At 44.7% G+C, this 24,915-nt stretch carries 26 protein-coding genes; 10 read left to right on the plus strand and 16 right to left on the minus strand.

What is annotated here, in order from left to right; all coding sequences use genetic code 11:
- Window positions 1-74: 74 nt before the first annotated feature.
- The 10 genes from MKX59_RS19935 to MKX59_RS19980 form a co-directional block, all read right to left on the minus strand.
- Window positions 75-1,448 carry a helix-turn-helix domain-containing protein gene (locus MKX59_RS19935; protein ID WP_071558965.1) on the minus strand — a complete coding sequence of 458 codons (1,374 nt, stop codon included), beginning with the start codon at window positions 1,446-1,448 and terminating at the stop codon, window positions 75-77.
- A gap of 341 nt (window positions 1,449-1,789) precedes the next feature.
- Complete coding sequence (locus tag MKX59_RS19940; protein ID WP_256026507.1) at window positions 1,790-1,915, minus strand: hypothetical protein; 126 nt, start codon at window positions 1,913-1,915, stop codon at window positions 1,790-1,792.
- Window positions 1,905-3,236, minus strand: a complete 1,332-nt coding sequence (locus MKX59_RS19945; protein ID WP_371917978.1) for a helix-turn-helix domain-containing protein — start codon at window positions 3,234-3,236, stop codon at window positions 1,905-1,907. Before MKX59_RS19945 ends, MKX59_RS19940 begins: the two co-directional genes overlap by 11 nt.
- A 221-nt stretch (window positions 3,237-3,457) precedes the next feature.
- On the minus strand, window positions 3,458-3,913 hold the full coding sequence (locus MKX59_RS19950) for a GNAT family N-acetyltransferase (protein WP_053325065.1): 456 nt from the start codon (window positions 3,911-3,913) through the stop codon (window positions 3,458-3,460).
- Window positions 3,914-3,995: 82 nt separating this feature from the next.
- A complete protein-coding gene (locus tag MKX59_RS19955) occupies window positions 3,996-4,670 on the minus strand; it encodes a VOC family protein (protein ID WP_053325064.1) in 675 nt (224 codons plus the stop codon).
- A gap of 94 nt (window positions 4,671-4,764) precedes the next feature.
- Window positions 4,765-5,031, minus strand: a complete 267-nt coding sequence (locus MKX59_RS19960; protein ID WP_233903853.1) for a hypothetical protein — start codon at window positions 5,029-5,031, stop codon at window positions 4,765-4,767.
- Window positions 5,032-5,341: 310 nt separating this feature from the next.
- On the minus strand, window positions 5,342-6,517 hold the full coding sequence (locus MKX59_RS19965; protein WP_076264326.1) for an MFS transporter: 1,176 nt from the start codon (window positions 6,515-6,517) through the stop codon (window positions 5,342-5,344).
- 76 nt (window positions 6,518-6,593) lie between these two features.
- Window positions 6,594-6,905 carry an ArsR/SmtB family transcription factor gene (locus MKX59_RS19970; protein WP_023987858.1) on the minus strand — a complete coding sequence of 104 codons (312 nt, stop codon included), beginning with the start codon at window positions 6,903-6,905 and terminating at the stop codon, window positions 6,594-6,596.
- A gap of 129 nt (window positions 6,906-7,034) precedes the next feature.
- Complete coding sequence (locus tag MKX59_RS19975; protein WP_071558967.1) at window positions 7,035-9,083, minus strand: iron ABC transporter permease; 2,049 nt, start codon at window positions 9,081-9,083, stop codon at window positions 7,035-7,037.
- Window positions 9,080-10,075: an ABC transporter substrate-binding protein gene (locus MKX59_RS19980; protein ID WP_071558968.1), complete on the minus strand. Its 996-nt coding sequence runs from the start codon at window positions 10,073-10,075 to the stop codon at window positions 9,080-9,082. Before MKX59_RS19980 ends, MKX59_RS19975 begins: the two co-directional genes overlap by 4 nt.
- 168 nt (window positions 10,076-10,243) lie before the next feature.
- Between MKX59_RS19980 and infC the strand changes: the two genes are divergently transcribed.
- The 3 genes from infC (at window position 10,244) to MKX59_RS19995 (ending at window position 12,575) form a co-directional block, all read left to right on the plus strand.
- Window positions 10,244-10,759 (plus strand): translation initiation factor IF-3, encoded by a 516-nt coding sequence (gene infC / locus MKX59_RS19985; protein WP_053325060.1) that lies wholly within the window; start codon window positions 10,244-10,246, stop codon window positions 10,757-10,759.
- Between the two features lie 60 nt (window positions 10,760-10,819).
- Entirely contained in the window at window positions 10,820-11,590 is a 771-nt protein-coding gene (locus MKX59_RS19990) for an ANT(4')-I family aminoglycoside nucleotidyltransferase (protein ID WP_023987854.1), read from the plus strand.
- A gap of 436 nt (window positions 11,591-12,026) precedes the next feature.
- Window positions 12,027-12,575 carry a hypothetical protein gene (locus MKX59_RS19995; RefSeq protein WP_023987852.1) on the plus strand — a complete coding sequence of 183 codons (549 nt, stop codon included), beginning with the start codon at window positions 12,027-12,029 and terminating at the stop codon, window positions 12,573-12,575.
- Between the two features lie 108 nt (window positions 12,576-12,683).
- On the opposite strand, the gene MKX59_RS20000 is transcribed toward MKX59_RS19995, so the two are convergent.
- Window positions 12,684-13,067, minus strand: coding sequence for a DUF423 domain-containing protein (locus MKX59_RS20000; protein ID WP_028542927.1), 384 nt, complete (start codon window positions 13,065-13,067; stop codon window positions 12,684-12,686).
- A 219-nt stretch (window positions 13,068-13,286) separates the two neighbouring features.
- Between MKX59_RS20000 and MKX59_RS20005 the strand changes: the two genes are divergently transcribed.
- From MKX59_RS20005 to MKX59_RS20015, 3 genes are all read left to right on the plus strand, one after another.
- Window positions 13,287-13,760, plus strand: a complete 474-nt coding sequence (locus MKX59_RS20005; RefSeq protein ID WP_053325059.1) for a hypothetical protein — start codon at window positions 13,287-13,289, stop codon at window positions 13,758-13,760.
- A gap of 32 nt (window positions 13,761-13,792) precedes the next feature.
- The gene (locus MKX59_RS20010) at window positions 13,793-14,644 is read left to right on the plus strand and encodes a DegV family protein (protein WP_068940141.1); all 852 of its coding nucleotides are present in this window, start codon (window positions 13,793-13,795) and stop codon (window positions 14,642-14,644) included.
- A gap of 157 nt (window positions 14,645-14,801) precedes the next feature.
- A complete protein-coding gene (locus tag MKX59_RS20015; protein ID WP_028542928.1) occupies window positions 14,802-16,430 on the plus strand; it encodes an S-layer homology domain-containing protein in 1,629 nt (542 codons plus the stop codon).
- A gap of 68 nt (window positions 16,431-16,498) precedes the next feature.
- Here the strand turns inward: MKX59_RS20015 and MKX59_RS20020 are convergent, their stop codons facing one another.
- Together MKX59_RS20020 and MKX59_RS20025 are read right to left on the minus strand one after the other, a co-directional pair.
- On the minus strand, window positions 16,499-18,088 hold the full coding sequence (locus MKX59_RS20020) for an amidohydrolase (RefSeq protein WP_028542929.1): 1,590 nt from the start codon (window positions 18,086-18,088) through the stop codon (window positions 16,499-16,501).
- Between the two features lie 45 nt (window positions 18,089-18,133).
- Window positions 18,134-18,832 carry a 4'-phosphopantetheinyl transferase family protein gene (locus MKX59_RS20025; protein WP_028542930.1) on the minus strand — a complete coding sequence of 233 codons (699 nt, stop codon included), beginning with the start codon at window positions 18,830-18,832 and terminating at the stop codon, window positions 18,134-18,136.
- Between the two features lie 227 nt (window positions 18,833-19,059).
- On the opposite strand from MKX59_RS20025, the gene MKX59_RS20030 reads away from it, so the two are divergent.
- The gene (locus MKX59_RS20030; RefSeq protein ID WP_025723966.1) at window positions 19,060-20,526 is read left to right on the plus strand and encodes an RICIN domain-containing protein; all 1,467 of its coding nucleotides are present in this window, start codon (window positions 19,060-19,062) and stop codon (window positions 20,524-20,526) included.
- 108 nt (window positions 20,527-20,634) lie between these two features.
- Here the strand turns inward: MKX59_RS20030 and MKX59_RS20035 are convergent, their stop codons facing one another.
- Together MKX59_RS20035 and MKX59_RS20040 are read right to left on the minus strand one after the other, a co-directional pair.
- The gene (locus MKX59_RS20035) at window positions 20,635-21,150 is read right to left on the minus strand and encodes an acyl-CoA thioesterase (protein WP_013309488.1); all 516 of its coding nucleotides are present in this window, start codon (window positions 21,148-21,150) and stop codon (window positions 20,635-20,637) included.
- Window positions 21,151-21,250: 100 nt separating this feature from the next.
- Window positions 21,251-21,799 (minus strand): helix-turn-helix domain-containing protein, encoded by a 549-nt coding sequence (locus tag MKX59_RS20040; RefSeq protein ID WP_023987843.1) that lies wholly within the window; start codon window positions 21,797-21,799, stop codon window positions 21,251-21,253.
- Between the two features lie 413 nt (window positions 21,800-22,212).
- On the opposite strand from MKX59_RS20040, the gene MKX59_RS20045 reads away from it, so the two are divergent.
- A complete protein-coding gene (locus MKX59_RS20045) occupies window positions 22,213-23,451 on the plus strand; it encodes an MFS transporter (protein ID WP_075153979.1) in 1,239 nt (412 codons plus the stop codon).
- Window positions 23,452-23,524: 73 nt separating this feature from the next.
- Here MKX59_RS20045 and MKX59_RS20050 read toward each other — a convergent pair whose 3' ends face one another.
- The gene (locus tag MKX59_RS20050) at window positions 23,525-23,698 is read right to left on the minus strand and encodes a hypothetical protein (protein WP_160790889.1); all 174 of its coding nucleotides are present in this window, start codon (window positions 23,696-23,698) and stop codon (window positions 23,525-23,527) included.
- Between the two features lie 154 nt (window positions 23,699-23,852).
- On the opposite strand from MKX59_RS20050, the gene MKX59_RS20055 reads away from it, so the two are divergent.
- Both MKX59_RS20055 and MKX59_RS20060 read left to right on the plus strand, forming a co-directional pair.
- Window positions 23,853-24,578, plus strand: coding sequence for an AzlC family ABC transporter permease (locus tag MKX59_RS20055; protein ID WP_023987840.1), 726 nt, complete (start codon window positions 23,853-23,855; stop codon window positions 24,576-24,578).
- Window positions 24,575-24,898 carry an AzlD domain-containing protein gene (locus tag MKX59_RS20060; protein ID WP_023987839.1) on the plus strand — a complete coding sequence of 108 codons (324 nt, stop codon included), beginning with the start codon at window positions 24,575-24,577 and terminating at the stop codon, window positions 24,896-24,898. Before MKX59_RS20055 ends, MKX59_RS20060 begins: the two co-directional genes overlap by 4 nt.
- The last annotated feature ends 17 nt before the right edge of the window (window positions 24,899-24,915 follow it).

Here is a 24,915-nt window from a genome sequence, read left to right on the forward strand (position 1 = left end):
TCTATATTGTCCAGTTGGATCATAATTACTGATGCTACTGACATAAAACTGGATACTAGGAGGGCGGGATCAACTTACTCTTCATCTTCATTAACCACTTTAATTAGATTTCCGTAGACTGCCCTCGTGTGAGCAGATGCATGTTCTTTAAAATACGTAAACAACCTCATACATCTAATTGCTTGTATTTTATTATTAACTTCAGCAGACTTTTCCAAACAACTTAACAAAAATGTAAAACCGTCTGAAAACTTTCCTTTGCGCAAAAGATAGATTGCTAATTCCCTTGAGAAATCAGTATATCGCTCTGTTATGAAGCGTTGAGTATACAACCCTTCCACTTTTTTTCGCTCCAGAAAGGAAATAATTTCTCCTTCAAATTGTATTAAAATATCATCTACATCAAAATGATATCGATTTGCCGCTTCAAGCATATTATCAAGTGCGGGAAGAACTTCCTCTTTTCTTGAAGAAATATAATTTACATAATTGAGAAGAACGCCCTTATCACCAGAAAGAAGCTTATTTGCATACGTATTTACTACTGCCCAGTCTTCATATTGCCTCTTCCACTTCAAAGCAGTTTCATCTGTAGCGTTCACCCAACTCAAATCGGTGTAAGCATAAGTATGCTGAAGTGCTTGCTCGTAGTCTTTCCTTCCTTCACAAGCTTCTGCCCGAAGTAAATGCGAGAATGCCCAATACGCAAACAAAGGAAATTTGGGTTTCTTCGAAATGTCTTTATTCATATGATGCCGTTTTTGTTCCAAATTGTATTGAATTTTAGCCTTATCTCCAAGAGCTTTAGCGAATAATTCTAATTTGTCCCATTTTCGTAACGAGCGGTATGTATTCGCCAAGTCTTTTAAGGCATCTAACTGATCTAGCTCATCTAATCGATCAACGTAAGGCTCAAATTGAATGGCTGCATCATAGTTTTTCTCTTGATCGTCTCCAATACGAATCGTAAACAATCGATACTGGCACACTGCCAATCGCTCTGAATGTTGCTGCCTTTCACTCTCGCTCACATTTTCATAAAGAAACGCCGCTGCTTCCTTGTAACCATCTCTGTAAATATTCTCGGCTACTTCAAAGAGTAACGGAGGATAGATTGGGTTATCCAGCAACAGAAATACAACGCACTGCAAGCAATCAAGTCGGCCAAGCTCCACGCATCGGTACAAAAAAGGGCTAATTCTCCGCCAGTTGAGCGTTTCTTCTAAGATACACTCCTCAATGTAACGTTCATAAAAATAGTCTGGTGGCAATTCCATTCCGGCAGTAATGCGATCCAATTGGTTAACGGATAAAATACGATTTCCAGTAACAATACTGCTAACCGTACCTACATTCAAATCAATGATGTGTCCAAACTCAGTCATACTCAAGCCTTTTTGTATTAGGTATTGCTTTAATTCTGCTGCAATCGTAAGTGTGATTTCCATGAATAAACCACCCTTTCAACGTAGACTCGGCATATGATACATAGTTAAACCATGTAATAGAGAAACAGTTGGAAAAAATACTTTTTCACCCATAATTGTACCGTCTTTTAGAACAAAGCCATATACCCTTTAGTTGTTTGCAACAGCACACATTACATTTTTACACCTTTTACATAAATTTCTCAAAAGAAGATTTCCTCATATTGCTTAAATACAGCAAAACAGGAAATAAAAAGGCTAGACGGATCATTCCATCTAACCTGTTCCATTATCCATTTGGTTTAATATTCCGACCCATTTAATTGAATTAAATATCAAGTATCTTTTCCTGTTAGAAAGAATTACATTTCGCCATGGTGACTCGGTTGATAGCCATGTTCTTGACCATGAAAAAGTAAAGGGGCAGTAACTATCGCTACTAACATAAAGCTGGTTGCTAAAAAGGTCAGAATTATTTTACGCTTCATCTTGATCCACCTCATTAATCAAATTTCTGTAAGCTGTCTTCGTCTCAAATGATGCATGCTCCTGATAAGACTCAAACAGCCTCATACATTTGATTATATATGATTTATTATTGATTAATGTAGATTTTCCCAAACAATTTAATAAAAATTTAAAGCCATCAGAAAATCTTCCTTTAGTCAAAAAGTAGACTGATAATTCCTTAGAAAAATGTATAAAACGCTCTGTTATAAATCGTTGAGTATAAAAGCCTTCGATTTTTTGTTGTTCCAAATAAGATAAAATATCCTCCTCGAATTGCTCTAAAATATCATCTACATCAAAATGGTATCGATTTGCCGCCTCAAGGATATTATCAAGTGCGGGAAGAACCTCATCTTTTCTTGAAGAAATATAAGCTACATACTCGGGAATTACGCTCTCTTCGCCTGAAAGAAGCTTATTTACATACGTATTTACTACTGCCCAATCCTCATATTTATACTTCCATTTCAATGTTTCTTCATCTGTATCAGTAACCCAGCTTAAATCAGCATATTTTTTGATATGATGAAGTCCCTTTTCATAGTCTTTCCTCTCGTCATATGCTTGTGCCCGAAGTAAATGAGAAAATGCCCAATAAGCAAACAGAGGAAAACTTGGTTTCTTTGAATTTTCTTTTTTCACATGGTGCCGCTGTTGTTCCAATTTGTATTGAATTTTAGCTTTGTCTCCCAAAGCTTTAGCGAACAATTCTACTTTGTCCCATTTACGTAACGAACGGTATGTATTCGCCAAATCTTTTAACGCTTCTAACTGATCTATCTCATCTAGTCGTTCAACATATATTTCAAATTGAACTGCCGCTTCATAGTTTTTCTCTTGATTGTCTCCTTGCCTCGTATGGAACAAGCGGTACTGACACATAGCCAGACGTTCTGAGTATTGTTTTTTCTCACTTACAGCTACATTTTCATAAAGTATGGCTGCCGCTTGGTACATCTTTTCATGAAATAATTCTTCAGCAAGCTCAAATAAGGATTCTGAATAGCCCAACTTATCCATTAATAGATTGACCACATCATGAATGCAGTCCAGTTTGTTCAATTTCGCACAATTATGTATAAAAGGACTCATTCGACGCCAATTCGGATTAGCCTCTGTTAAATACTCAGACACATACCGTTCGTAGTAATAGCCAACGGGATGCCCCATTGCTTTTGTAATTCGGTCTAGCTGATCCACTGAAAGAGTGCGGTTCCCATTAATAATACTGCTCATGGTTCCCGGATTCATTTCTGCCTCTCTGGCAAGATCACTAAGGATTAAATCTTTATCTTTCATATGTTTTGTTATCTCTGTGAGTATCGTGGTTGTGTTGTACAAAAGTAACCACCCCTTATCAGGAACTTGTTAGGATATCAACTCATTAAAAAGAGGACTATTGCAATCCAATGATTGTATAGCCTTTCCGCAATTTATTGTACCATCTTTTGGCACAATATCATATACCTTTCAGAACCTTACTTAAGATACCTTTGAAGGGTTTGCAAAGAAATTAAGCTCTATAAATCCTGAGACATACGAATCATATCTCTACACTGTATGCCATTCTCATAAATTTCTTCTAGATAGTTATGTCTGACAAAGAAATCTAGATCTACACCAACAATTCTGAACCCACATTTTTGGTAGAGAGCTAACTGCCCAATGCTAGAGTTTCCTGTGCCCATTTCCATCGTTTTATAACCTTGTGCCCTAGCTGTTTCAATTGCATGTGTTACTAATTGTCTGCCTATTCCTTTACCATGCATACCTTCTGATACTGCTATATTCACTAACTCAACTGTTTCAGGTCTTGTAGGTAAAAGAACATAGACTCCAACAATATGATGGTCAATCTCTGCTACAAAACACTGCCCTCTTTTTAAGTATTCCTCAACAAGTTGGTGCGAAGGATCAGCTAGTAACAAGAGCTCTAATGGATATTTTTCATTTGAATCAAGTAGTCTAATATTCATATATTCTCTCCTGAATGTATTATGGCCCCCCGGATTTCCCCCTTGTGCAAGCTTTATTCCAGAAATCCGGGGAAGCCCTAAATCAGTTTGATCTCAATTCATACAAACCATTGTGAAGCGAAAGACTGGCAGAGCATGGAGCTTCGAACAAGACTCTGGTGTTAAATACGGCCGGAAGCCTATCATCAGGGAACCAAGGCCGTTGCTTGTCTATGACTATAAATGATCCTTCTACATCCCCTAGCGGCGCGAATTTCTGTCCAGCCCCTCCCCATGAATCAAGTTGGAACGTTTCGGTGATTATCCTTGATACTTCGGAGACATCATCGACAGGAAGACCGATCTCGCTTATACGAAGTAGAGAGTGGGGCCCGAAAGCTTCAGTGACTGCGTTGTTGAGTGTATGGTGAGCAATGAACTCGACAAGGTTATGATCCGGATCATAGAAGTAAAGCGCTGTTGCATTCCAGTTTTCGAAAAAAAACTCATCTTCTTGGGGTCTTGAAATCAATGAAATCCCACGGTCGATTATCCACTGTTTTGCTTCTATGAATTTATTCGTTGGAATCGTAACCGCAATATGATAAAATTCATTTTCCATGTGAGAAGATTCCTGAAAAGCAAGAACCGATTCCCCTACTTGAAAAGACAACCGCGAAGGGTTCTCCTCCACAACCTGCAAATCCAAGAGAGAGCCGTAAAAAGCTTTTATCGCTTCGAAACTGTGGGTGCCTAAGAGCACTTCTTTTAATTTCAATGCATTGGTCCTCCCCATAAATAATATTGAAACCCATTTTCCGTCGTATCCAGATCAGCATTTTATCTCAGACTGTATGAGGCCATTTCATTGGTTATTGATTATCCTTTAAATCGCTTAGAAGTTTGGCATTCACATCTAACGCTGCAAATTGAAGTAGTATATCCTGTTCATCCAGTGCTTTACTTTTCGCCATTTTGAGATAAAGCTTGGGCTGGTCCCGAAATGCTCTTGCACTCCCAATCGAGTATGCCTTCTGGAGATATTCATGAGCTAATACAAGCTTGCTCTGATGAAGAAGTGTTTCCGCCATCTGGATATAAGGTTCAGCATGTATAATCCGGTACCCTGAACCTTCCAAATCTATAATCTCCCCATTTAAAAGCTCTACTGATCGCTGAGTATGCCCGTTATAATTAAGAATTTGAACGTATTGATGTAGGGTTACACCTGTAATGCCTCATGTATGCTTAGGTTCGGGTATTAGATCCCAGGCCCTCTGTGCTTTTTCCTCAGCTAAGTTGCTATCTAATGGGAGTATATGAGCTGCTTCCTCACCAAGAGCCCAAATTTCCTCTTCCAATTAAGCCTCCAGATCATGATACATTCGAATATTCATCTATTCCTCCCAATACATAATGTAGAGTACTCTTCTAATGTCTATCCATATTTTAACGCACGCTGGCTTCCGTTGCATTCGAATTGAACAATTTTATTTTTATAATCATAGATAAAAACGCTAGCAGCGCAAACATCATTCCGCTCCAGATGAGCTGGTGTATTCCCAAGTGAGAGATAAACCAGCCGCCTATAGCAGCTCCCATCGTAATACCTAGATTAGAAAATGAGACAAACAGGCTATTACCAAACTCTGGAGCTTCTTTCGCTTCAGTGGTTAACCATGTTTGACTAATAATTAGCCCCCCGGAATGCACGGCCCCCCAAATGAGCACAACCACAATCATCGGTAGGAAAGATGCCCCCAGAGCATAAGTGAATACGTAAATGACCATATATAGCAATGGGAACATGATGACGGTCTTAGTCAGATTTTTATGTAATAATCCTCCAAATAAAAAGTTTCCAAAAATCATGACGATTCCAAAGACCATCAACATCATACTGATCCATGACCCGTTCATAAGAGTTACTTCTCCAAGATATTCGGCAAAGTAGCTATACACCGAAAACATAGCTGCAAAGATAAAAATAACAGTCACAATGTTGAACCACAATTGAGGTTTACGTAATATACCAAGCTGTTTGCCATAAGACATCTTTTCCTGAACTGGCAGGGAAGGAAGCCATACGAGTATTCCTACAAATGCAATCATGCTTACGACAGCACCAAATAAGAAAGCAGCTTCTAACGATATCTTATCAGCAAGATAGGAAGTCAAAGGCACGCCAAACGCAAATCCTACTGTAATTCCAGCGAAAACCTTGGTGACCGCTTTACTACTCTTTTCAGGGGGGACAAGATGAGATGCAGTCACGAGAGCGACCGAAAAAAAGACAGGATGAAAAATAGCAGGAAGAACACGAAAAATGAGCATGACCTCAAAATGAGTGGTATAGGCATAGACAATATTGGAAATGACAAAACTGAATACAGCGGTTAATAGAATGACTTTACGATTCATGCCGGAAACGAGTAAGGTCAAGAACGGACCTGAAATGGCAACAACTAAAGAAAAAATACTGACGAGGCAACCAGCCTGGGCAGCTGATACATTGAATTTTTGAGTTACTTGGGGGAGAACACCTATAATCCCCATTTCCGTTGTAATAATGCCGAATACGCCTAAAGCCAGAATGATAATAAGTAACGGGTTAACCTTTTTCATTTTAAGTATAAGCCTCCAATTTAATTATATATATAGATTTGTAGATATGTTATGTAAAAAAAAACCTCCTTTCTGTTTATAGTTCCTTTTGAACGTACTCGGCAAATTCCCGGATTGTTTTTTCATTCCGACGATAGTACGTCCACTTCCCAATACGCTCAGACTCTAACAAACCGGATTTTTGCATCGTTAATAAATAACTTGAAATCACAGACTGCGCAAGTCCCGCTTTAGCCTGAATATCTCCCACACATACACCAATTTGAAAATTAAGCCCTTGCTTTAGATAAGCCTGTTCATCAAAAAACTCTTCTGGTTTTTTTAACCACAGCATAATTAGACGACGAGTTTCGTTTGACAATGCTTTATAAATCAATGACGGTTCCATATAAAATATTATATCTATTTTATTAGATTTGTAAATATAAAGCCCAATGACTACGTAGGAGAATTAATAATAAAGGCTGCTTCCCCACAGAAATCCGCTGGGAAACAGCCTGTTTGTGTACATATTCAACTACACTGACTTACTCTTATTGGAGCGATACATCAAGTACAGGAAATACGGTGCACCGATCAGTGCGATCAGCAATCCAGAAGGAATTTCGGTCGGCGCAAGCACTGTCCGGCCAATCGTATCAGCCAGCACCAGCATTACCGCTCCCAAGATGCTCGACAGAACAATGGAGCGGCGTACATGGTGCCCAATCAACGTACGCACGATATGCGGGGCAATCAGCCCGATGAAGCCAACTGTACCCACACAGGCCACCGCTCCGCCCGCCAGCAGCACACCCACTGTCATGGCCAGCAGCCGGGTGCGGCGCACCGGAAGTCCCAGTCCCATGGCGCTGCTATCGTCAAATACCAAAAGATCGAAGCGGCGAGCTAGCCACCAGGCTATTGGCAACAACACGAGCAGAAAAGCCAGAATCGTCGCCACCTGCCCCCAGTTTCGAGCGTAGGTACTACCCGTCAGCCAAATATAGCCTGTGCTGCCCCAAAGCGAACCTTGGATAATCAGTATCTGAATGCCAGCTGCTCCGATCGCTGATACGGCAATCCCAAGTAGGATGACCACAGACGGGTTTAGGTGCTTGTTCCATGATAAAAAGAAGATCACCGCCGCCGAAACCGTCGCTCCGGCAATCGCCGCGATGGGCAGCATATAAACAGGCAGCCCAGGCCAAACGATAATTACTGCAAGCGCGCCGAAACCAGCCCCTGAAGAAACACCAATGATCGAGGCATCCGCTAAGGGATTACGAACGGCTAATTGGATCAAGACACCGCTGACCGCAAGTGCGATACCAGCCCCGGCTGCCACCAGCGTGCGCGGAATTCTAAACTGCAGCAAGGCCGAATTTGTGTTCTCACCGCCGAACAGGCCGGACAGCAAATCGCCGACCGGAATTCGCATTCCTCCAAACATCAGGCTGAATACGGTCAACAGCACGGCACCGCACCCAAGCAACATGACCAGCCTGCCATACGGTAATTTCCGAGAGCGCACACCTATGTTCATTGAAGACTGCCCGCTAATACCAGAAGGCAGCTTCATTTTCCACAGAATCAGCCAAATTAACCAAGGAGCCCCAATCAAGGCCATCATTGCTCCGGTCGGCAAATCCATGCTTGATTGGTGGACCATTTTCGCCAGCACGTCAGCGCCAGTCAACAGTAATGCCCCCCACAGGAAGGAACCAGGCAGCACCCAACGATGCATTTTTAGACCGCTTAAGCGAACCAAATGCGGAGCTACCAGACCCACAAAACCAATGGGTCCAATGACGCTGACTGTAATGGTCGACAGCAGTACAGCCAATACAATTCCCACCGCCCGGGTCAAGCTAACCTTTTGTCCGAGCGACGTGGATGTGGACTCATCCAGATCCAGAACATCAAACTGCCTTGACAGCAGAACGGCAATGATCGAGAGTCCTACGACCCAGGGCCAGGCGTAAGTCGTCCCGCTCCAGTCGTTTTGCACAAGCGAGCCAGAACCCCAGAGAAACAGTCCCTGCGTTTCAAATGAATAAAAGATATGCAAAGCTCCGGTAAACGAACCGAGAACCATGGATACAATCAAACCGGCAAGCGCCAACCGAATTGGACTTCCAGATCGTCCCCCGCCCATGAAGTAAGCCAGCACCGCTGCAAGCAGGCCGCCGACAGCGGCAAATAGAAACGGCGCCTGATGCAGCAATCCGGGAAACATCACCGCGCCAAGGACGACCACAAAGTAGGCACCGGCGTTAATTCCTAGTGTATCAGAAGCCGCCAGCGGATTTTTGGTGATGGCCTGGAGCAGAGCACCGGCGATGGCCAGCGCACCACCTGCTAGGATTCCAATGACCGTACGCGGCATTCGGAGATCCCACACCATGTTATGATCGAGCGTATTCTGACGCTGGGTCAACGCCTCAATTACTGTATGCAGCGGGATTGAAGCCTCTCCATAACACAAGCTTACAAAAAAAAGCACGATGAGGACGATCAATCCGCCCCCAAAAATGCTTCCTACACGCCAAGTCTTCGATAAACCCGTTGTGCCTGTTCGGGTCATTTCGTCAGAGCTCCGACTACTTGATCAACCAGCACTTTAGATGAGATTGGGCCGCCGAACGTCCATGTTGTACCGTCCAGTGGGTAGGTCCGTTTTTCTTTGACAAAGTTCAGTCCGTTCCATACCGAGTTGTTCTTCATCGCGGCTCCAAATACATCGTCCGTCTTTTGCGTAATATAGATAAAATTGCTGTCCTGCACAGCTGGAAGAGCTTCAATGCCAACGGTGCTAAACCCATATTTCTCAGTCTTGTCCGACTTCCAGTCGTTCACCATGCCGATTTTCGCAAGCGTTCCCACTACAACCGAATTTTCTTTGAACATTCGCAGACTGGCAGCATTTTGAGCTGTAAAGGCTTGTGTCAGCGCATAGTGAAAGTCTGCTTTGCCTGCCTTCTCCAATGTAGCCTTTGCATCTATATAGTGCTGGTCAAGTTCGCTTAGGACCTTATCAGCCTGTTCCGTTTTTCCGGAAGCCACAGCGACTTGCTTGAAAATTTCGACCATACGGTCGTAATCATAGCCGTTCCCCTTGTAAGGATCGAATTCTATCGTCGGTGCAATCCCCTTAAGCTGTGCATAGATCGCTGCATTGTTATCGGCGTTAGAGATAATAAGATCTGGCTTGAGCGCCGCAATCGCTTCTAGATTCGGTTCGCCCCGTGTGCCGATATCAGTTACGGTATCAGCCAGCTTTGCCTCCGGTGTTACCCACAGCTTGTAGTTTTCATTGTCCGCATTGCCGACAGGCTGTACGCCAAGTGCAATGAGGTCCTCGGTAAACGTCCATTCGAGTACAACGACACGTTCCGCTGGCTTGTCCAGCTTGACTTCCCCGTGGTCGTCCTTAACCGTAACCGGACCAGCCGTAGTAGATGTCTGCTCAGACCCAGCAGTACCTTCCGTCTTCGAGCTATCCCCAGCTGCACCGCAGCCCGCCAATACAATAGTAAATACTACAAATAACAATAGGCTATTCAACATCTTTTTCATTTCTCTCAATCACCCCTGTATGTATATTGCATTGGAAAATGATAATCATTATCAGTAAAAGAGTATAGGGCTTAGTGACTTTTGTCAATACGGATAGATCTAAAATTGAATCGCAAACGGGTTCCGTATATGATAGCTTTATCATTGTTTAAGGGAGGCTACATTTACGTGGCAGTATTAATCAACGAGCAAATTAAAGCTGACGAAGTGGTACTCACTGGACTCGCAGGGGAGAAGCTCGGCGTTGTCTCGAAGTCAGAAGCCTTGGCTATGGCCCGATCCAAAGGGGTGGACCTGGTCTGCACCTCACTGATGAGCAGTCCACCGCCCTGTAGCTTGGTCGCAAAGGGCAAAGGAAAAGCGATTGCGCAAAAAGAAGCCGCAGCAAGCAAAACGAATGTCGGCCGAACCGCAAAAAACAGCGGCAAAGAAAAGGTCAAGGAGCTTCGCTTCACTGCTCATATTGAGGAGCATGATTACGACACGAAGCTGCGTCAGGCAGACAAACATCTGCGTTCCGGCAAACCGGTGCAGTTGGTCGTTAAAGCTTCTGGAGCAAAAGAAGCACCTGTTGCTAAAGCGGTACTAGAGCGGCTACTGGTCGATCTGAAGGAAGCCGGAGTGAAGGAAACTGGAATCCAGACGGGCGGCAAGGGCTCACAAGTGAAATTAAACCCTCGCTGAATGGCAAATCCGTAAATTGGACAAGTCACTTAGACCGTAGGAAATAGAGGGAGATCACTAATGGACATGAATGGACCTGTCAACATTTCTCGAAGTGAGAGACTTCAGACTTGCCACGAAATAGCTGCGAGGTTACATGAAGTATACAGAGACAAAATTCTGGCTATAGGGATCTATGGATCTGTTGCCAAAGGTACTGACGGCCCTTTCTCGGACATTGAAATGTTTTGTGTACTAAGTGAACCAAACGGCCCCGTAGAATTTAGCCATGAATGGTCGGCGGGGCCCTGGAAAGCTGAGGTGAACGTCTGTAGTTCAGACATTCTTCTTAAAATTGCCTCTACTGTTGAGGGCGATTGGCCATTGACACATGAACCCTTCTTTTCCCCACTTCGTCTGTATGATCCTAAAAACTTTTTTTCTATATTAAAGGAAGCGGCCGAATCCCCAACAAAGGAAGATTTCAGGCATGCCATCAACGAAGTGCTTGTAGGTGAAATGTACGAGTTTATAGGAAAGCTTAGAAATGTCCGTGTAAATGGCCCTCATACCTACTTGCCGTACTTGGTAATGCAGTTTGCCCAATATGGGGCTATGTTAGTTGGGTTGCACAATCAGAAGCTTTTCTCAACGGGTTCAATGGTTCTACCGGAGGCCCTGGAACTGCCGAGTCGTCCAGAAGGATTTGATCATGTAGTTAAGTTGGTGATGTCCGGAGATTTAGCTGAACCAGCGAAGATCATTTCAGCCTGTGAAGATTTCTGGAGTGGTCTTGTGAGTTGGGCAGTCGAACATGACTACCTTATTCGACCACAACGAATCCCCTTTTGATCGCAAATAAAATTTACTTTAATTGCGATTACTATAATATATCATGTTTTTGATATGCCCCATCCCCCCTTTCGTTAAGGGGGATTTTACTTTTCTTCTGGATGGATGATACTGCTTCGTTATATTTTTCCACCGTAACATGTTTAAAATTTAAACTACTTGATTTCACCCCCTACCTCCTTTATTCTCTGTATATGTAACTCTGGCTTTGCTTATCTATATCTAGTGCTCACATACTGACCTCATTCGTGTACACATGCAAAAATGTACAATTCCGGTGTACTCCATTAAAATTTTACACATAGGGCTTTATATAGATTTTATTTTTGTTAATATCCAACAACAGGGCCTTAGGCACTATGATAGATTACGTTTTAATGATATATTGATAGGTACTATAAAAGACTAATTACCCATGGCTTGGGCTGGAGGATGTATGAAAAAGGAATCAAATCAAGACGAAACCAGTTATTTATTTAATGTAGATGTGTTAGTTAAAGGCCGTTCGAACGTAGAGGCCCTTCAGTTCCTGCTTAATCTCTTGAGCCAAAACGAACACATTGCGGATAGCCGGATTCAATCCGGTATTGAACTTGGGAATTTAATCGAAGCTGCACTGTATCTAAAAAAACAGTCAGCCAGTAATAACCCGTCTGACGCAGCTGCTACGCTTGCGGAAAAGTTCTCCAAAAAGAAGTCAGCCGCAGTTACGAACAAGCCGCCAGTCGTTCAAGAGATCAAACAATCCCACGTACAGCCAAAGCCTGCAACACAACAAGAACTTAGTACGTATGAATGGATCAAACGCTATATACAAGATAATACGCTTGTACGGTTAATCGTGAACCGCTATGGCGGACAGCGTAGCATCCCTTGCCGCATCCTCAATCTGGATCATGATAATAGCCTGCTGAGTGTGTATCATGTAGATGAGAAACAAGTGTACTCCTTTAAAATGAATGAGATCGATGAAATCACATCGTAAATGTAAATACTTCATAAAAAAACGAAGCAAAAAAAAAAGAGAACGGGCAGGAAAAACATAACGTTTTTCTTGCCCGTTCTCTTTTTTTTGCATTATCCGAAAAGAACTCTAATCCTCTTTCTTCAGGCCCATGGCAGCCCATGCCAGCAATATCCATCCTGCAATAAAACACACGCCTCCTAAGGGGGTGATAGCCCCCAGCACACGGATTCCGGTCAAACTTAGCACATACAAGCTGCCGGAAAACAAAATGATACCCGTTAATAACAGACGCGCTGCCCATCTCAAACGGTTGGAAGAACCCCACTGTCCAGCAGCCAACGCAATGATCAGCAAACCGACAGCGTGAATCATATGATATTTCACACCTGTTTCATACACGGCCAAAGCATCCGCGTCGATCCGGGGTTTCACAATATGTGCCCCGAACGCTCCAATGGCTACCGCCAACATCATCATTATAGATCCCACAAATATCCATTTTCGTTGCATGTTTGTGTACTCCTTTTCATCTCATCCTTTTAACCGAATGTTCTTCTTATTTTATCGAAACCGTATGAAGTTTACCAGCCAGCGTGTGTGAACAGACCGCATACAGAATTGGATGATTAGACCCTGTCTTTTGAAGGGTAATGTGTAGGGTGGCTTGCTTTTTTGTTTATTTTGTGGAAAATTAGTACCTGTTCGGACTATGTTCAAGGAGTTGAAAAAATGAGTTACCAAGATCCTAATTTGCAAAAGCCTGCTGCGCCTGAGGAGCACCCTGTTTTTTCAGAAACTCCTGTGTTCCAGCCTCCGGTCAAGCTCAAACATTCCGGTCCCGGAATTGCTTCTTTTATTATGTCGCTTGTCAGCCTGATCGGATATATTATTCTGGCTATTATGGTTATTAATCTGCTGGCTCATTTCGGCCAATACCAAACGATGAACCCGGAAGTCGCTCTGCAGCAAACCGGAACGGTACTGCTTCCTTTTATTTTTTTAGGCAGCCTGTTGCTGAATTGTAGCGGACTTGTGGTCGGTATCATTGGAATTGCGTTAAAAAACCGTAAGAAAACCTTTGCTATTACAGGCTTAATCATTAATGCACTTATTATTGTGGGCTTTATTGCACTTCTTGCCATCGGTCTTTCCGTTCCGAATAGCACAGCGGATATCTATCCTTCCTCCGTGCAATCTTTATAATTTTTCTGCATCACACAGAGAGGATTCAATGTATGAACAAAATTAAAATTTTTGCCGACAGTACCAGTGATATTCCTGCTCACTGGCGTCAACAGTACGAAATTAGTATTGTGCCATTGTATACAGTATTTGGTGATGAGGCATTGCAGGATGGTGTAAACATTCACCCAGAACAATTATTTCAACGTGTAAGCCGCGAGGGACATTTACCGCGTACCGCCGCACCTTCTCCGTCGGATTTTATTCAAGCCTTTGCGCCCTACATAGAACAAGGGGACGACATTTTATATATCAGTCTGTCTTCCGAGCTATCATCGACGTACCAGAATGCGCTACTCGCTGCCTCCGAATTTCCGGAAGGTCGCATTACGGTTTTTGATTCCTTGAATTTGTCGTGCGGCTTTGGCCTGCTTGTGATGAAAGCTGCTCGTGCGGCAACCAACGGCAATACGATAGAGCAGATTGTAGACATGTTGACAAAAACCAGGCCGTTAATAGACACGGAATTTGTCATTGATACACTTGAATACCTGTATAAAGGCGGAAGATGCTCAGGCATGCAAAACCTGATTGGCAGTCTGCTCAAAATTCGTCCGGTGATCAAAGTGATTGACGGAAAAATGACGCCTGCCTACAAAGTCCGCGGCAAACGTGAAAAAGCACTGGATCAGATGCTGCAAAACGCTCTGAATCAACGAGATCAGATGGATAACGATATCATTATTGTCGTGCACGCTTTGGCCGAGGAAGATGCGCTGATGCTGCAAGCTCGCTTGAAAGAAGAAACGAACGCACAAGAGGTACTGCTAACTACAGCAGGCTGTGTCATTTCCAGTCATTGTGGTCCACAGACTATCGGTATTATGTATGCCAAAAAAGCATAGTTTATCCAATATCAAACCCGTTGCCGCATAGGTAGCGGGTTTTTTGGTGTTTTTCCAGCAATTTAGCAATGAATAACTTTCCTCTTTTTGATAGTATTATTCGTCGAGTAACGATATATGAATCTACAATCTATCATAAAAAAGAAGGTTATTTGGTATGAGTTCCAAACGATCACGTTGGTTAACCAGGCTCACCCTTTCAGCAACTGCAGCCATCACAATATTCACAACATTCACTTCATACTTAGCTGCTCCAGCAGCAGCATCATCCGGCGCTACGTTCCAAGATATTGCACACAGCTATGCCTATCAGTCTATTATTTCCCTGCACGCTAAAGGAATTTTGAACGGTACACAACCTGGTTACTTCTCTCCTAAAAAGGCTGTTACCAGAGCCGAATGGGTTACCGCACTGGACCGTACACTCGGTCTGGAGCCTGTACAAGCAGCCGTTTCCTCCTACCGAGATGTTGCCCAAAAGACGTGGTACTATGGATGGATTGAAGCGGCTTCTCAACTCAATATCGTTCAGGGGGGAACGTCTGCCACATTCCAACCTAATAGTCCTATAACCCGTCAAGAAGCGGCCTTGATGATCGCACGTCTCATCCGTTCTTCGGGCGGATCAGGAAATGCTACTTCCTCCTTCACAGATACTGGGGAAATTGCAGATTGGGCTCTTGATGCGGTAACCACCGTAAATCGTTACGGCTTTATGAAAGGTGAAAGTAACTATTTTCGTCCAGCATCCTCTCTAACCCGCGAAGAAACAGCGGCATTGCTGGAGCGTCTGCTAACGTATTCAACAAAGCATGCTAACCAAACTGCTTCCACCGCTTCTTCCATCCGACTAGGCTGGCAATATGATCAAACCGTTCAGCAGTTTGAAAATACGGTGCTCCAATCCAACATCAACACCCTGTCACCACGTTGGTTTTTTCTAAATGAAACAGGTAGTATAAGCGACTATACCAATGCGTCGCTGCTTACCTGGGCCAAACAGCATCATAAAAATATCTGGGCTATGGTAGGCAACCGTTCCAATCTGGTGCTGACGCACCAAATTCTATCCAGTGAGGTTCTACGGAATAAAACTATAACTCAGCTTGCCAATGCCGTATCTGTATACGGTTTGAACGGACTTGTCATTGATTTTGAAAATGTAGATGGTCAGGATCGTGCCAATTTAACATTGTTCGTCCAACAATTAAAAGCTAAGTTGAAGAGTCAGAATACGGTACTGGCGATTTGTGTATCTCCTGATTACGGAACGGACTGGACTGCCGCCTTTGATTATAAACAGCTTGGCGCTGCGGCAGACTATCTGATCCTGATGGGATATGACGAGCATTGGGGAGGTAGCTCGATCCCCGGCTCTGTGTCCTCATTGCCATGGCTCCGTGAAAGCGTGCGGCGTTTCGTACAAACCACCTATCCGGAAAAAGCGATCTTGGCGTTGCCATTATTTACACGGAACTGGACTCTTAATGCTAGCGGACATTCAATCGCTTCCTCTGATATATCACTAGATCAGCAAAACCAGCTAGTATCCCGTTCCGTCTCCAAACCAATCTGGAATGAGGATATTCAGCAGTATACCGTGTCTTACAAAGACACACAGCTTCATAAGCTGTGGCTTGAGGAAGGACGATCCTTCACTCGTAAGTATCGCTTGGGGCAGGATGCTGGGTTTGCTGGCTTCGCCTACTGGTATCCGGGCGGAGCCAGCTCTGATCTATGGTCCAGTGTAAAAAACGCAGACCGATTTATACAGCGTGGTTTATAAAATACAAAGCCTTCAACCTCACGTGAAAAGTGAAGTTGAAGGCTTTTGGCATACAACTTATCACCAGCCTATGACCGATATGCTACTTTCCCGTTTACAACTGTCATTCGTACCCTCACGTCAAGTAAAGCTTGCGGGCTTTCCGATACATCACGGTCAATGACTGTAAAGTCAGCGGCTTTCCCTTCAGCTATCGCCCCTCTTTCATCAGCTTCTCCGGCTGCTACTGCGCTTCCCGTGGTAAACAGACGAATGGCTTCATGTACATCCAGCTTTTCAGCGGGAAGATAGCCCTCATGCATTTCTTCCGGCTTGGCGCGAGTCACTGCCGCATGAATACCAAGAAAAGGGTTTAACGGCTCAATCGGCGCGTCACTACCTCCAGCACATGGAATGCCTGCTTCCAACAGCTTTTTCCAGGCATATAAATATTCAGTCCGTTCTTTCCCCACCCGATCCAGTACCCAAGGGAAGTCACTTGCGACAAAACGGGGCTGGATGTCCGCAATCAGCGGCAGCTTCGCCATTCTCTTGACCAAATCCCTCCTAAGCACCTGTCCATGGATCAGGCGATCTGGCAAACCGCTTTCCTCCGTGAGCACATGGGCCTCCATCGCTGTCAAAATCATGTGCGCTGCCCCATCCCCTATAGCATGTACAGCCACTGGAAAGCCTGCGGCCCTGGCAGCTGCCACCATCTGATTCAGCTCTGGCTGCGGTTGAATCGCCATTCCGCGGGTATGTGGAGCATCACTATAAGGTTCTGACAATAATGCCGTTCTTCCACCAATAGCGCCATCGGCAAACATTTTAATCGCACCGATTTTAAACCACTCATTTCCGGTACCTGCACGCAGCCCTTGCACTTTCGCTTCTTCCATAAAGGGATGATAGATGAGCTGGTGTGTGCGAAAAGCAAGACCTTCTTCCCTCAGCTCCCTGTAAATTCGCTGCATCGTCTCCACGCTGCCCAAAAAACGTAAATCTTCCGTGTGCGCAGCAGTTAGACCAAGCCGTAGCGCATCCAGGCAAGCCCGCCGAATCGTATCCTTCTTAACCGAATAATCCGGCTCTGGCTGCACGCTAGTAAAGGCAAAGGATGCTTCCTCATAAATCAATCCGTTCAACCGTCCATGTGCGTCTCGTCCATAGGCTCCCGAAGCCGGGTCAGGGGTGTCCTCGCTAATACCCGCACGCCGAAATGCCTCTGAATTGGCCAAGAACGTATGAAAGCACGTACGAGTGAGATATACCGGATGCTGATCTGTAATGGCATCCAGCTCGGCTATACCCGGAATTTCAACAGGAATAAACGCATTTTCATTCCAGTTAAGTCCTAAAATCCACTCTCCCGGCGGTGTTACAGCGACCCGTTTGCGCAGCATAGCCAGCATCTCTTCCTTGGAGGTAGCTGATGTTAAATCCAGCATAGCCAGCTTCATACCATGCATAGACAAATGCATATGTGAATCGGTTAAGCCTGGCAGTACATAGGCGTCTTCCCAATCCACAGTTTCATATTCCTTACCGGTCAACTGCAATTCAAGCTCCCGAGCATATCCGATGGCTTGTATCCGACCCTGCTGTACAACGATGGAGTCTCCTTTGGAAGCCCAATCCCCATGCAACCGGCCGTGCTTGAACAAAACGAATGTCAACGCCACTCATCTCCTTTTTTCAACTATACGCATATCCACTTCATATTACGCCTGTGTTGCCACTTCCAAGCGTAGTGTATTTATATCTATCTGCTGCACCTGCTGGGCAAATTGGTCATGAGCTGCACAGACAGCCATTTTATAATCCTGATCCAACTCATACTGCTTAAAATGACAATACTCGGTGGTAAAGCCCTCTGTCGTGAAGCCTATGAACGGTTGTGCCTTCAGTTCGAATGAAAAAGACTTCAACGGTAGAGTTAGTCCCTGCCCCTCGGCCTTCACAAAGCTTTCTTTAAGCGTCCATAGATCGTAAAAATAGGACAATCGGTTGTCTGCGTCCTGACGCATTAACGCATCATACTCTTTGTCCGAAAAGCACACTCTACCTACCTCAAAATCAATAGGACGGAGCTGTTCAATGTCGATTCCAAGCGGGTGATCATCAATAGCGCACACCACCCATTTTCCCGAGTGAGAAACATTAAAATGGAATGCGGGTGCATTTATCAAGGAAGGCTTACCGAACGCATTGTATGTAAATTGAAGACTAGCATTAGATACCTTCAATTGCCGGCAGACCAACCATCTTAGCAGCACATCGGCATATAAGCCCCTCAAAGCATCTTCCCGATGTAAAAAACGATCTAACTTGTGCTGCTTTTCCAGCGAAACCCGATTTACCAGTAATTCGTAATGCTCCTCAGCTTCCGGCTTGCTCGTATCAATCGCGTATATTTTCATGGTTGCCTCCTGTATATCTAATGAATATCAGCCAGTTTGTAACACTCACCGTTCGATTGAAGTCTGTTAGATATGGATGGCGTGTGCCGTGTACATGGTCAATATACTACTCTAGCACTTTCAATTCAATATGGATACAATTGGGATAAGCATCTCTATTAAAACTACTTCATAGAGCCTATTAATGAAAGCGCTTTAAAATAACGCATACAGAGGAGGACGAAACAATGAAATATGATTTTGCCCGCTTGCTGTGTATTATGCTCTCTATTTTGCTGACGTTGAGCATTTTTCAGATGTTTTCACCTAAGATCGCTTCAGCCGCTTCAGCGAATGTTGTGAATGGCATTCAGTTTAAAGATACAGATGGAAACGTGGTCCATGCCCATGGGGGTGGTATGATTAAAGTAGACGGTTACTATTATTGGTTTGGTGAAAATCGTAATCCCAACGGCACGTTCAAGGCGGTATCCGCCTACCGTTCCTCTGATTTAAAAAACTGGGAGTTTCGTAAAAACGTACTAACCAGCAGCTCCGCTGTAGAGCTGAATGTTTCGAATATTGAACGTCCGAAAGTGATTTACAATGAAAAAACACGTAAATACGTATTATGGATGCATAAGGAGAATGGGGTTAATTACAACGAGGCCCGAGTGGCTGTCGCTTCTTCCGATACCGTGGACGGCGATTACACGTATCAGGGCAGCTTCCGTCCTCTGGATCACGATTCGCGCGATATGACCGTATACAACGATAACGGTACAGCTTACCTCATTTCGGCTACCCGGGTAAACGCGGATCTGAACATCTATCGTCTGACACCGGATTTTCTGCAAGTTGAATCGCTGGTGACTACACTTTGGCCAGGACAATATCGTGAAGCTCCGGCGATGTTCAAAAAAGGAGACGTCTACTTCCTGATTACATCCGGGGCAACCGGCTGGAATCCCAATCAAGCCAAGTATGCTACCGCATCCAGCATTGAAGGAACCTGGAGTAATACGATAAACTTCGGGGACGGTACGACATATGGTTCACAGTCGGCTTACGTGATTCCTGTTGAAGGTGCCCAGACAACTTCATACCTGTATTTGGGCGACCGTTGGGCGGGTGCGTGGAGCGGTCCTGTGCAGGATTCTCAATATGTATGGCTGCCACTGCGTTTTCCAACAGCGACTTCATTAGCCATGGATTGGTTCGACAGCATTAATATTGACACCGCCAGTGGTGTGGTCGAGGGGATAACAACGCCAATTGCCATTGATCCGGATGCCTATTATCAGCTAGTGAATCGCAAGAGCAATAAGCCACTAAGCATTATTGGCAATGCAACGACGGACGGCGCAGACCTGGAGCAGCGTGCAAATTCCGGAGCTGCAAACCAGCAATGGCAGCTCAAGGATGCAGGCAGCGGATATTATAAAATTGTGAACCGCAACAGCGGAAAGCTAATTGGTGTTGAAAGCGGTACCACAACAGACGGTACAGTTATTGAGCAGTGGAGTGACGGAGGCTGGTCCAGTCAGCATTGGCAATTAGTATCCGTAACCGGTGGTTATTACAAGCTGAAAAATCGGGCAACCGGCAAGCTGATCGATATTTCTGAAGGCGCCACCGCCGATGGAGCCAAAGCCATTCAATGGGGCGATAATGGTGGGACGAATCAGCATTTCCGTGTAGTTAAAGTAGAATAGCTCAAGTTATTTTCAAAAGGAGCCGTATTCCGAGCAGACATGGTGACTGCTAACGGAAAAGACGGCTCCTTTTTACGTAAAACGATGAAATTGATAATCTCTAGTACGTTACAATTCCCACGGATAATCTGTTGTCAAAAAACTAGCCAACTGTTTGCTTTCTTCCCTCCGCTGACGCCGTATGGCTGCGCGTGATGGAGCCGTCTGGTGCAATTGTAACTGCTCTTCTGTTTCTGGAATCACCTGCGGGACAGTCACCTTACGGTTGTTCTCGTCCAATGCCACAAAGGTCAGAAAGGCGGTGGCTGCGATTTTTCGGTCACCAGTCATCAGTCCTTCACGAATTACCTTTACGAACACCTCCATCGAGCTACGGCCTGTCCAGGTTACGAACGCTTCTAGAGTGACAGAATCACTCGGATGGATAGGTAGCAAAAAATCCACCGAATCCGTAGAGGCTGTAACTGTGTTCGTACGACACAGCTTAGCAGCTGCAATAGATGCGATATCGTCGATATACGACATTAATCGGCCGCCGAAGAGCGTGTTATGATTGTTGATATCGTTGGGAAATACTCGGGACGTCTTGAAGCAGTAGGTTTCTCGGATGTACTTGCTTTCCATGGATTCTTTCCTCTCTTTTCCTCGTTGCTCTCTTTTTATATCTCAGGATTTTGCAAAATCATGATGTGGAAGCCTGTTTTAGACTATGCTAATCATCCCACTAATCCGCATAATAAATCAATACATAAAAATCGGCATCCTCATCCGAATCATTCCGGTAGGTATGTATGTCAGATACTTGAAATTGCACGGCATCCCCTGCACTCAGCTTGAGCTGTTGCCCCTGCATTTCAAAGTACATTTCCCCACGGATCATGAGAATCGTTTCCTCCCCCAAATGCTTCTCTGCCTGGTGTGTAAAACCTGGCTTCAGACTTACCGTGAACACCTCAAACTTCTTTTCAGCGTGATACGGGAATACAGGGTAAACAAAATAGTTACCGTCCTCATCAATAACCGGATGCAGGTCTTCCCTCCGAATCTTCGTGATTTGCGGCGGATCTTCTTTGAGAAAGGTGGAGAAGGATACATGCAAACCGTTCGCAATTTTCCAAAGGGTTGTTACCGTAGGATTGGATTTCCCCTTCTCAATCTGAGCCAGCATCCCTTTGCTGACCCCTGTCAGTTCAGCCACCTTATCCAAACTTAATCCTCTAGTCTTCCTGATTTGAGCCAAATTAGAGCCAATAATATGCTGCATTGAATCCACGGACGATGCCTCCTTGTATCCAAAAGTCTATATAAGAAGAATACACAAAAGACTGTGTGTTCGCTATATATAGACTGTATCGTAAAATATCATTTATCTTTTGCAATTTTGGATGCATGACTTATTATCCACAGTAAATTAAGTGTAGCCGATCAAGGTAATACAAAGCTTAAACGGGAAGTAGACATGCTACAATTTACTGTAATTGTAATATGGTCAGGTTCCTCGCTTACTTCAACATGCAATAAAAACATTTGACATTGAATATAAATGTCCTTAAACTTTTCACTTATTAAAACTTTTTTCAAAACTATTGTAATATCCTGAAGGAGGGCTGCTATCCTATGACTTTTCCGTCCCTGAACACCCAACAGGTGAGAAAATCAAGTTTGGCTATCTAGGAGGGACTAAATTTGAATCTGCAAACCCGCAAGTCCCGCCACATGTATACGATGCAGCTGGCGACAATTTTTATTGGCTTTATTGTATTTGGCATCTCGGAAAATATTAAAGGCCCTGCCATTCCACGCATCCAATTCGACTTCAATCTGGATGAACAGCAGCTCGGAACATTGTTGTCTCTAAACGCACTTGGTTATTTGATTGCCTGCTCGTTCACCGCTGTCCTTGTCCGTAAGTGGGGAATCAAGGCGGTCAGCATCATTTCCTTTGCTTCCATGATCATCTCGGGAGTGTTCATCTATCTGTCGCACACGTATCCGTTCTTCGCCTCGTCCTACTTCTTGATGTATATCGGGAACGGCATGCTGGAGATTGCGCTCGCAATTTTGGGGGCGAGGATTTTTGTGAAAAATACCGGCACGATGATGAATTTGTCCCACTTTTTCTATGGGCTCAGCTCAACAGTCGCCCCTTTGCTGGCGACGGGAGTCATGTCACTGACGGTATTTGGACATATGCTGGACTGGCGGGGGATGTATCTGGCTATGTTGTCGCTCTGCTTGCTGCCGATTGTGGCCGCACTGCTCAGCACCTTCCCGGGAGACGATTTGCAGCATGAGGATCGAACCTCACTCAAGACGCTAACCCGCGATCCAGCACTCTGGATGATGGTAATGATCCTGTCGTTTGGAGTAGTCTCTGAGCTCGCAGTTGGGGGCTGGCTGGTCAACTTTTTAGAGAAAGCGTATTCATGGAACACGGTGAAGGCGTCCAGCATGCTCTCAGCGTTCTTTCTTACCTTCTCGTTGGGGCGCCTGTTGCTTGGTCCACTCACAGACCGGATGGGGTTCGTGCTTTCGACGATTCTATTCTCCGCCTTCTCAGCGATATGTACGTTCGCAGCAATCGCGGGTGGAGAGAGACTGGCGTTTCTCTTTGCCGTATCGGGTGCAGGTATTGCAATGATCTATCCGACCGTGATGGCGTTCATAGCAAGGAGATATCCGAAGGACAGTGATACAGCTATTACGTTCGTCGTCACGCTGATGGGCATAGGTAGTGTCATTGGCAACTATGTGATCGGCTGGGTAATCGAAGGGGTCAAGATAGTCTACGGCGCAACCACTGAGCTTGGCATACTGCGCGGACTTCAGGCGGGATATGGAGTTATCGGTCTATGCGCAGCCATCTGCGCGATCTCGGGAATTATTCTCTACGGATATCTGAAAAAGCGGCAGGAGCTTATATAAATCACCACCTTAGGGTTGTCCCATAAGTCATGAACTGACTGGGACGCCCTTTTTTTACGAGTTCCCCATTCAGTCAAAACAGCCCTTGTATGAACACATCCGAGCTGCTTTGATTCATCATCAGTTCTTGCTCATTTTCCATTTCGAAGAGCTCATCGGGAGCACATTTGAACACCACTTTTGGATGACTGGCTGCTGCCAAATCGTCTGGAACCGGAACACGACCGAACCTTTTTGGTAAGTACATAGCCTTCATTGGGTTGTCAACAGTAAAACAGCTTTTTAAGAGCAATTCTCCTGCAGGAACTATTCAACATAACATACAAACGTATAATATATTGATACTTTACAACTTACGTTATATACTATTATAAAATTTATACACTGGGGGTAAGGTTAAAATGTCCATAGCTTCGGAGTTGAGCGGAACGAAGCACGATTCACTCAGCTTTTTACAAGGGGTTAAAGATTGTATTCCTACATTGCTCGGTTATGTATGTATTGGGTTCGCGGCAGGCATTGTGGGCGCTTCATCAGGGGTTAGCACCATGGAAATTGCCTTCATGTCGGCGCTTGTATACGCAGGAGCCTCCCAGTTTATCATGTGCTCGATGCTGGCTGCAGCCAGTCCTCCATCCGTCATTATTTTAACGACTTTCATTGTGAATGCTCGTCATCTGCTGTTAAGTGCGTCGCTGGCTCCTTACTTTTCTAAATATTCATTGTGGAAAAACATAGGCATCGGTGTTCTTTTGACGGACGAATCCTTTGGAGTAGCGTCGGATAAATTGGCTAAAGGCGGGCAGGTCAGTGACCGCTGGATGAACGGGCTTAATATTACAGCTTATCTCGCCTGGATTGCATCCTGTGTAGCGGGAGGGGTTCTCGGGAACTGGATTTCCCGGCCGGAGGCTTTTGGTCTGGACTTTGCCTTGCCAGCGATGTTTCTTGCCCTGCTCATTTCCCAGCTCCAAAGTGTCCAGACCTCCAAACTCAAGCATCGTCTGCTGCTTGTGCTATGTATGGCTGTTCTGATGTACCTTTTGGCCTGGTGGGTGCCATCACATATCGCCGTCATTATAGCGACCATGATCACCGCAACGATTGGAGTGTTAACCGACAAATGAACATTAATCCCAATGTCCTGTATATCATTATCGGTGCCATGATTGTCACGGCGATTCCAAGGATCATTCCCTTTGTCGTGCTGCAAAGGCTGGCGCTACCCAAGCCAGTGCTACAATGGCTTTCCTATATTCCCATCTGCATATTCACGGCCCTCGTGATGGAAAATCTGCTCGTTCGAACCGAAACCTCAGTCACTCTTAATGGGCAAGTGCTTATGGCTGTTCTTCCTACGCTAGTGACCGCCTTGTGGAGCAAAAACCTGCTGGCTACCGTCGTTGTCGGTATTGTGAGTATGGCTGTAATTCGACTTTTGTGGTGAAGAAAAAAATTACCCTC

It is taken from the genome of Paenibacillus sp. FSL R7-0340, assembly GCF_038002205.1.
Classification (GTDB): Bacteria; Bacillota; Bacilli; order Paenibacillales; family Paenibacillaceae; genus Paenibacillus; species Paenibacillus polymyxa_B.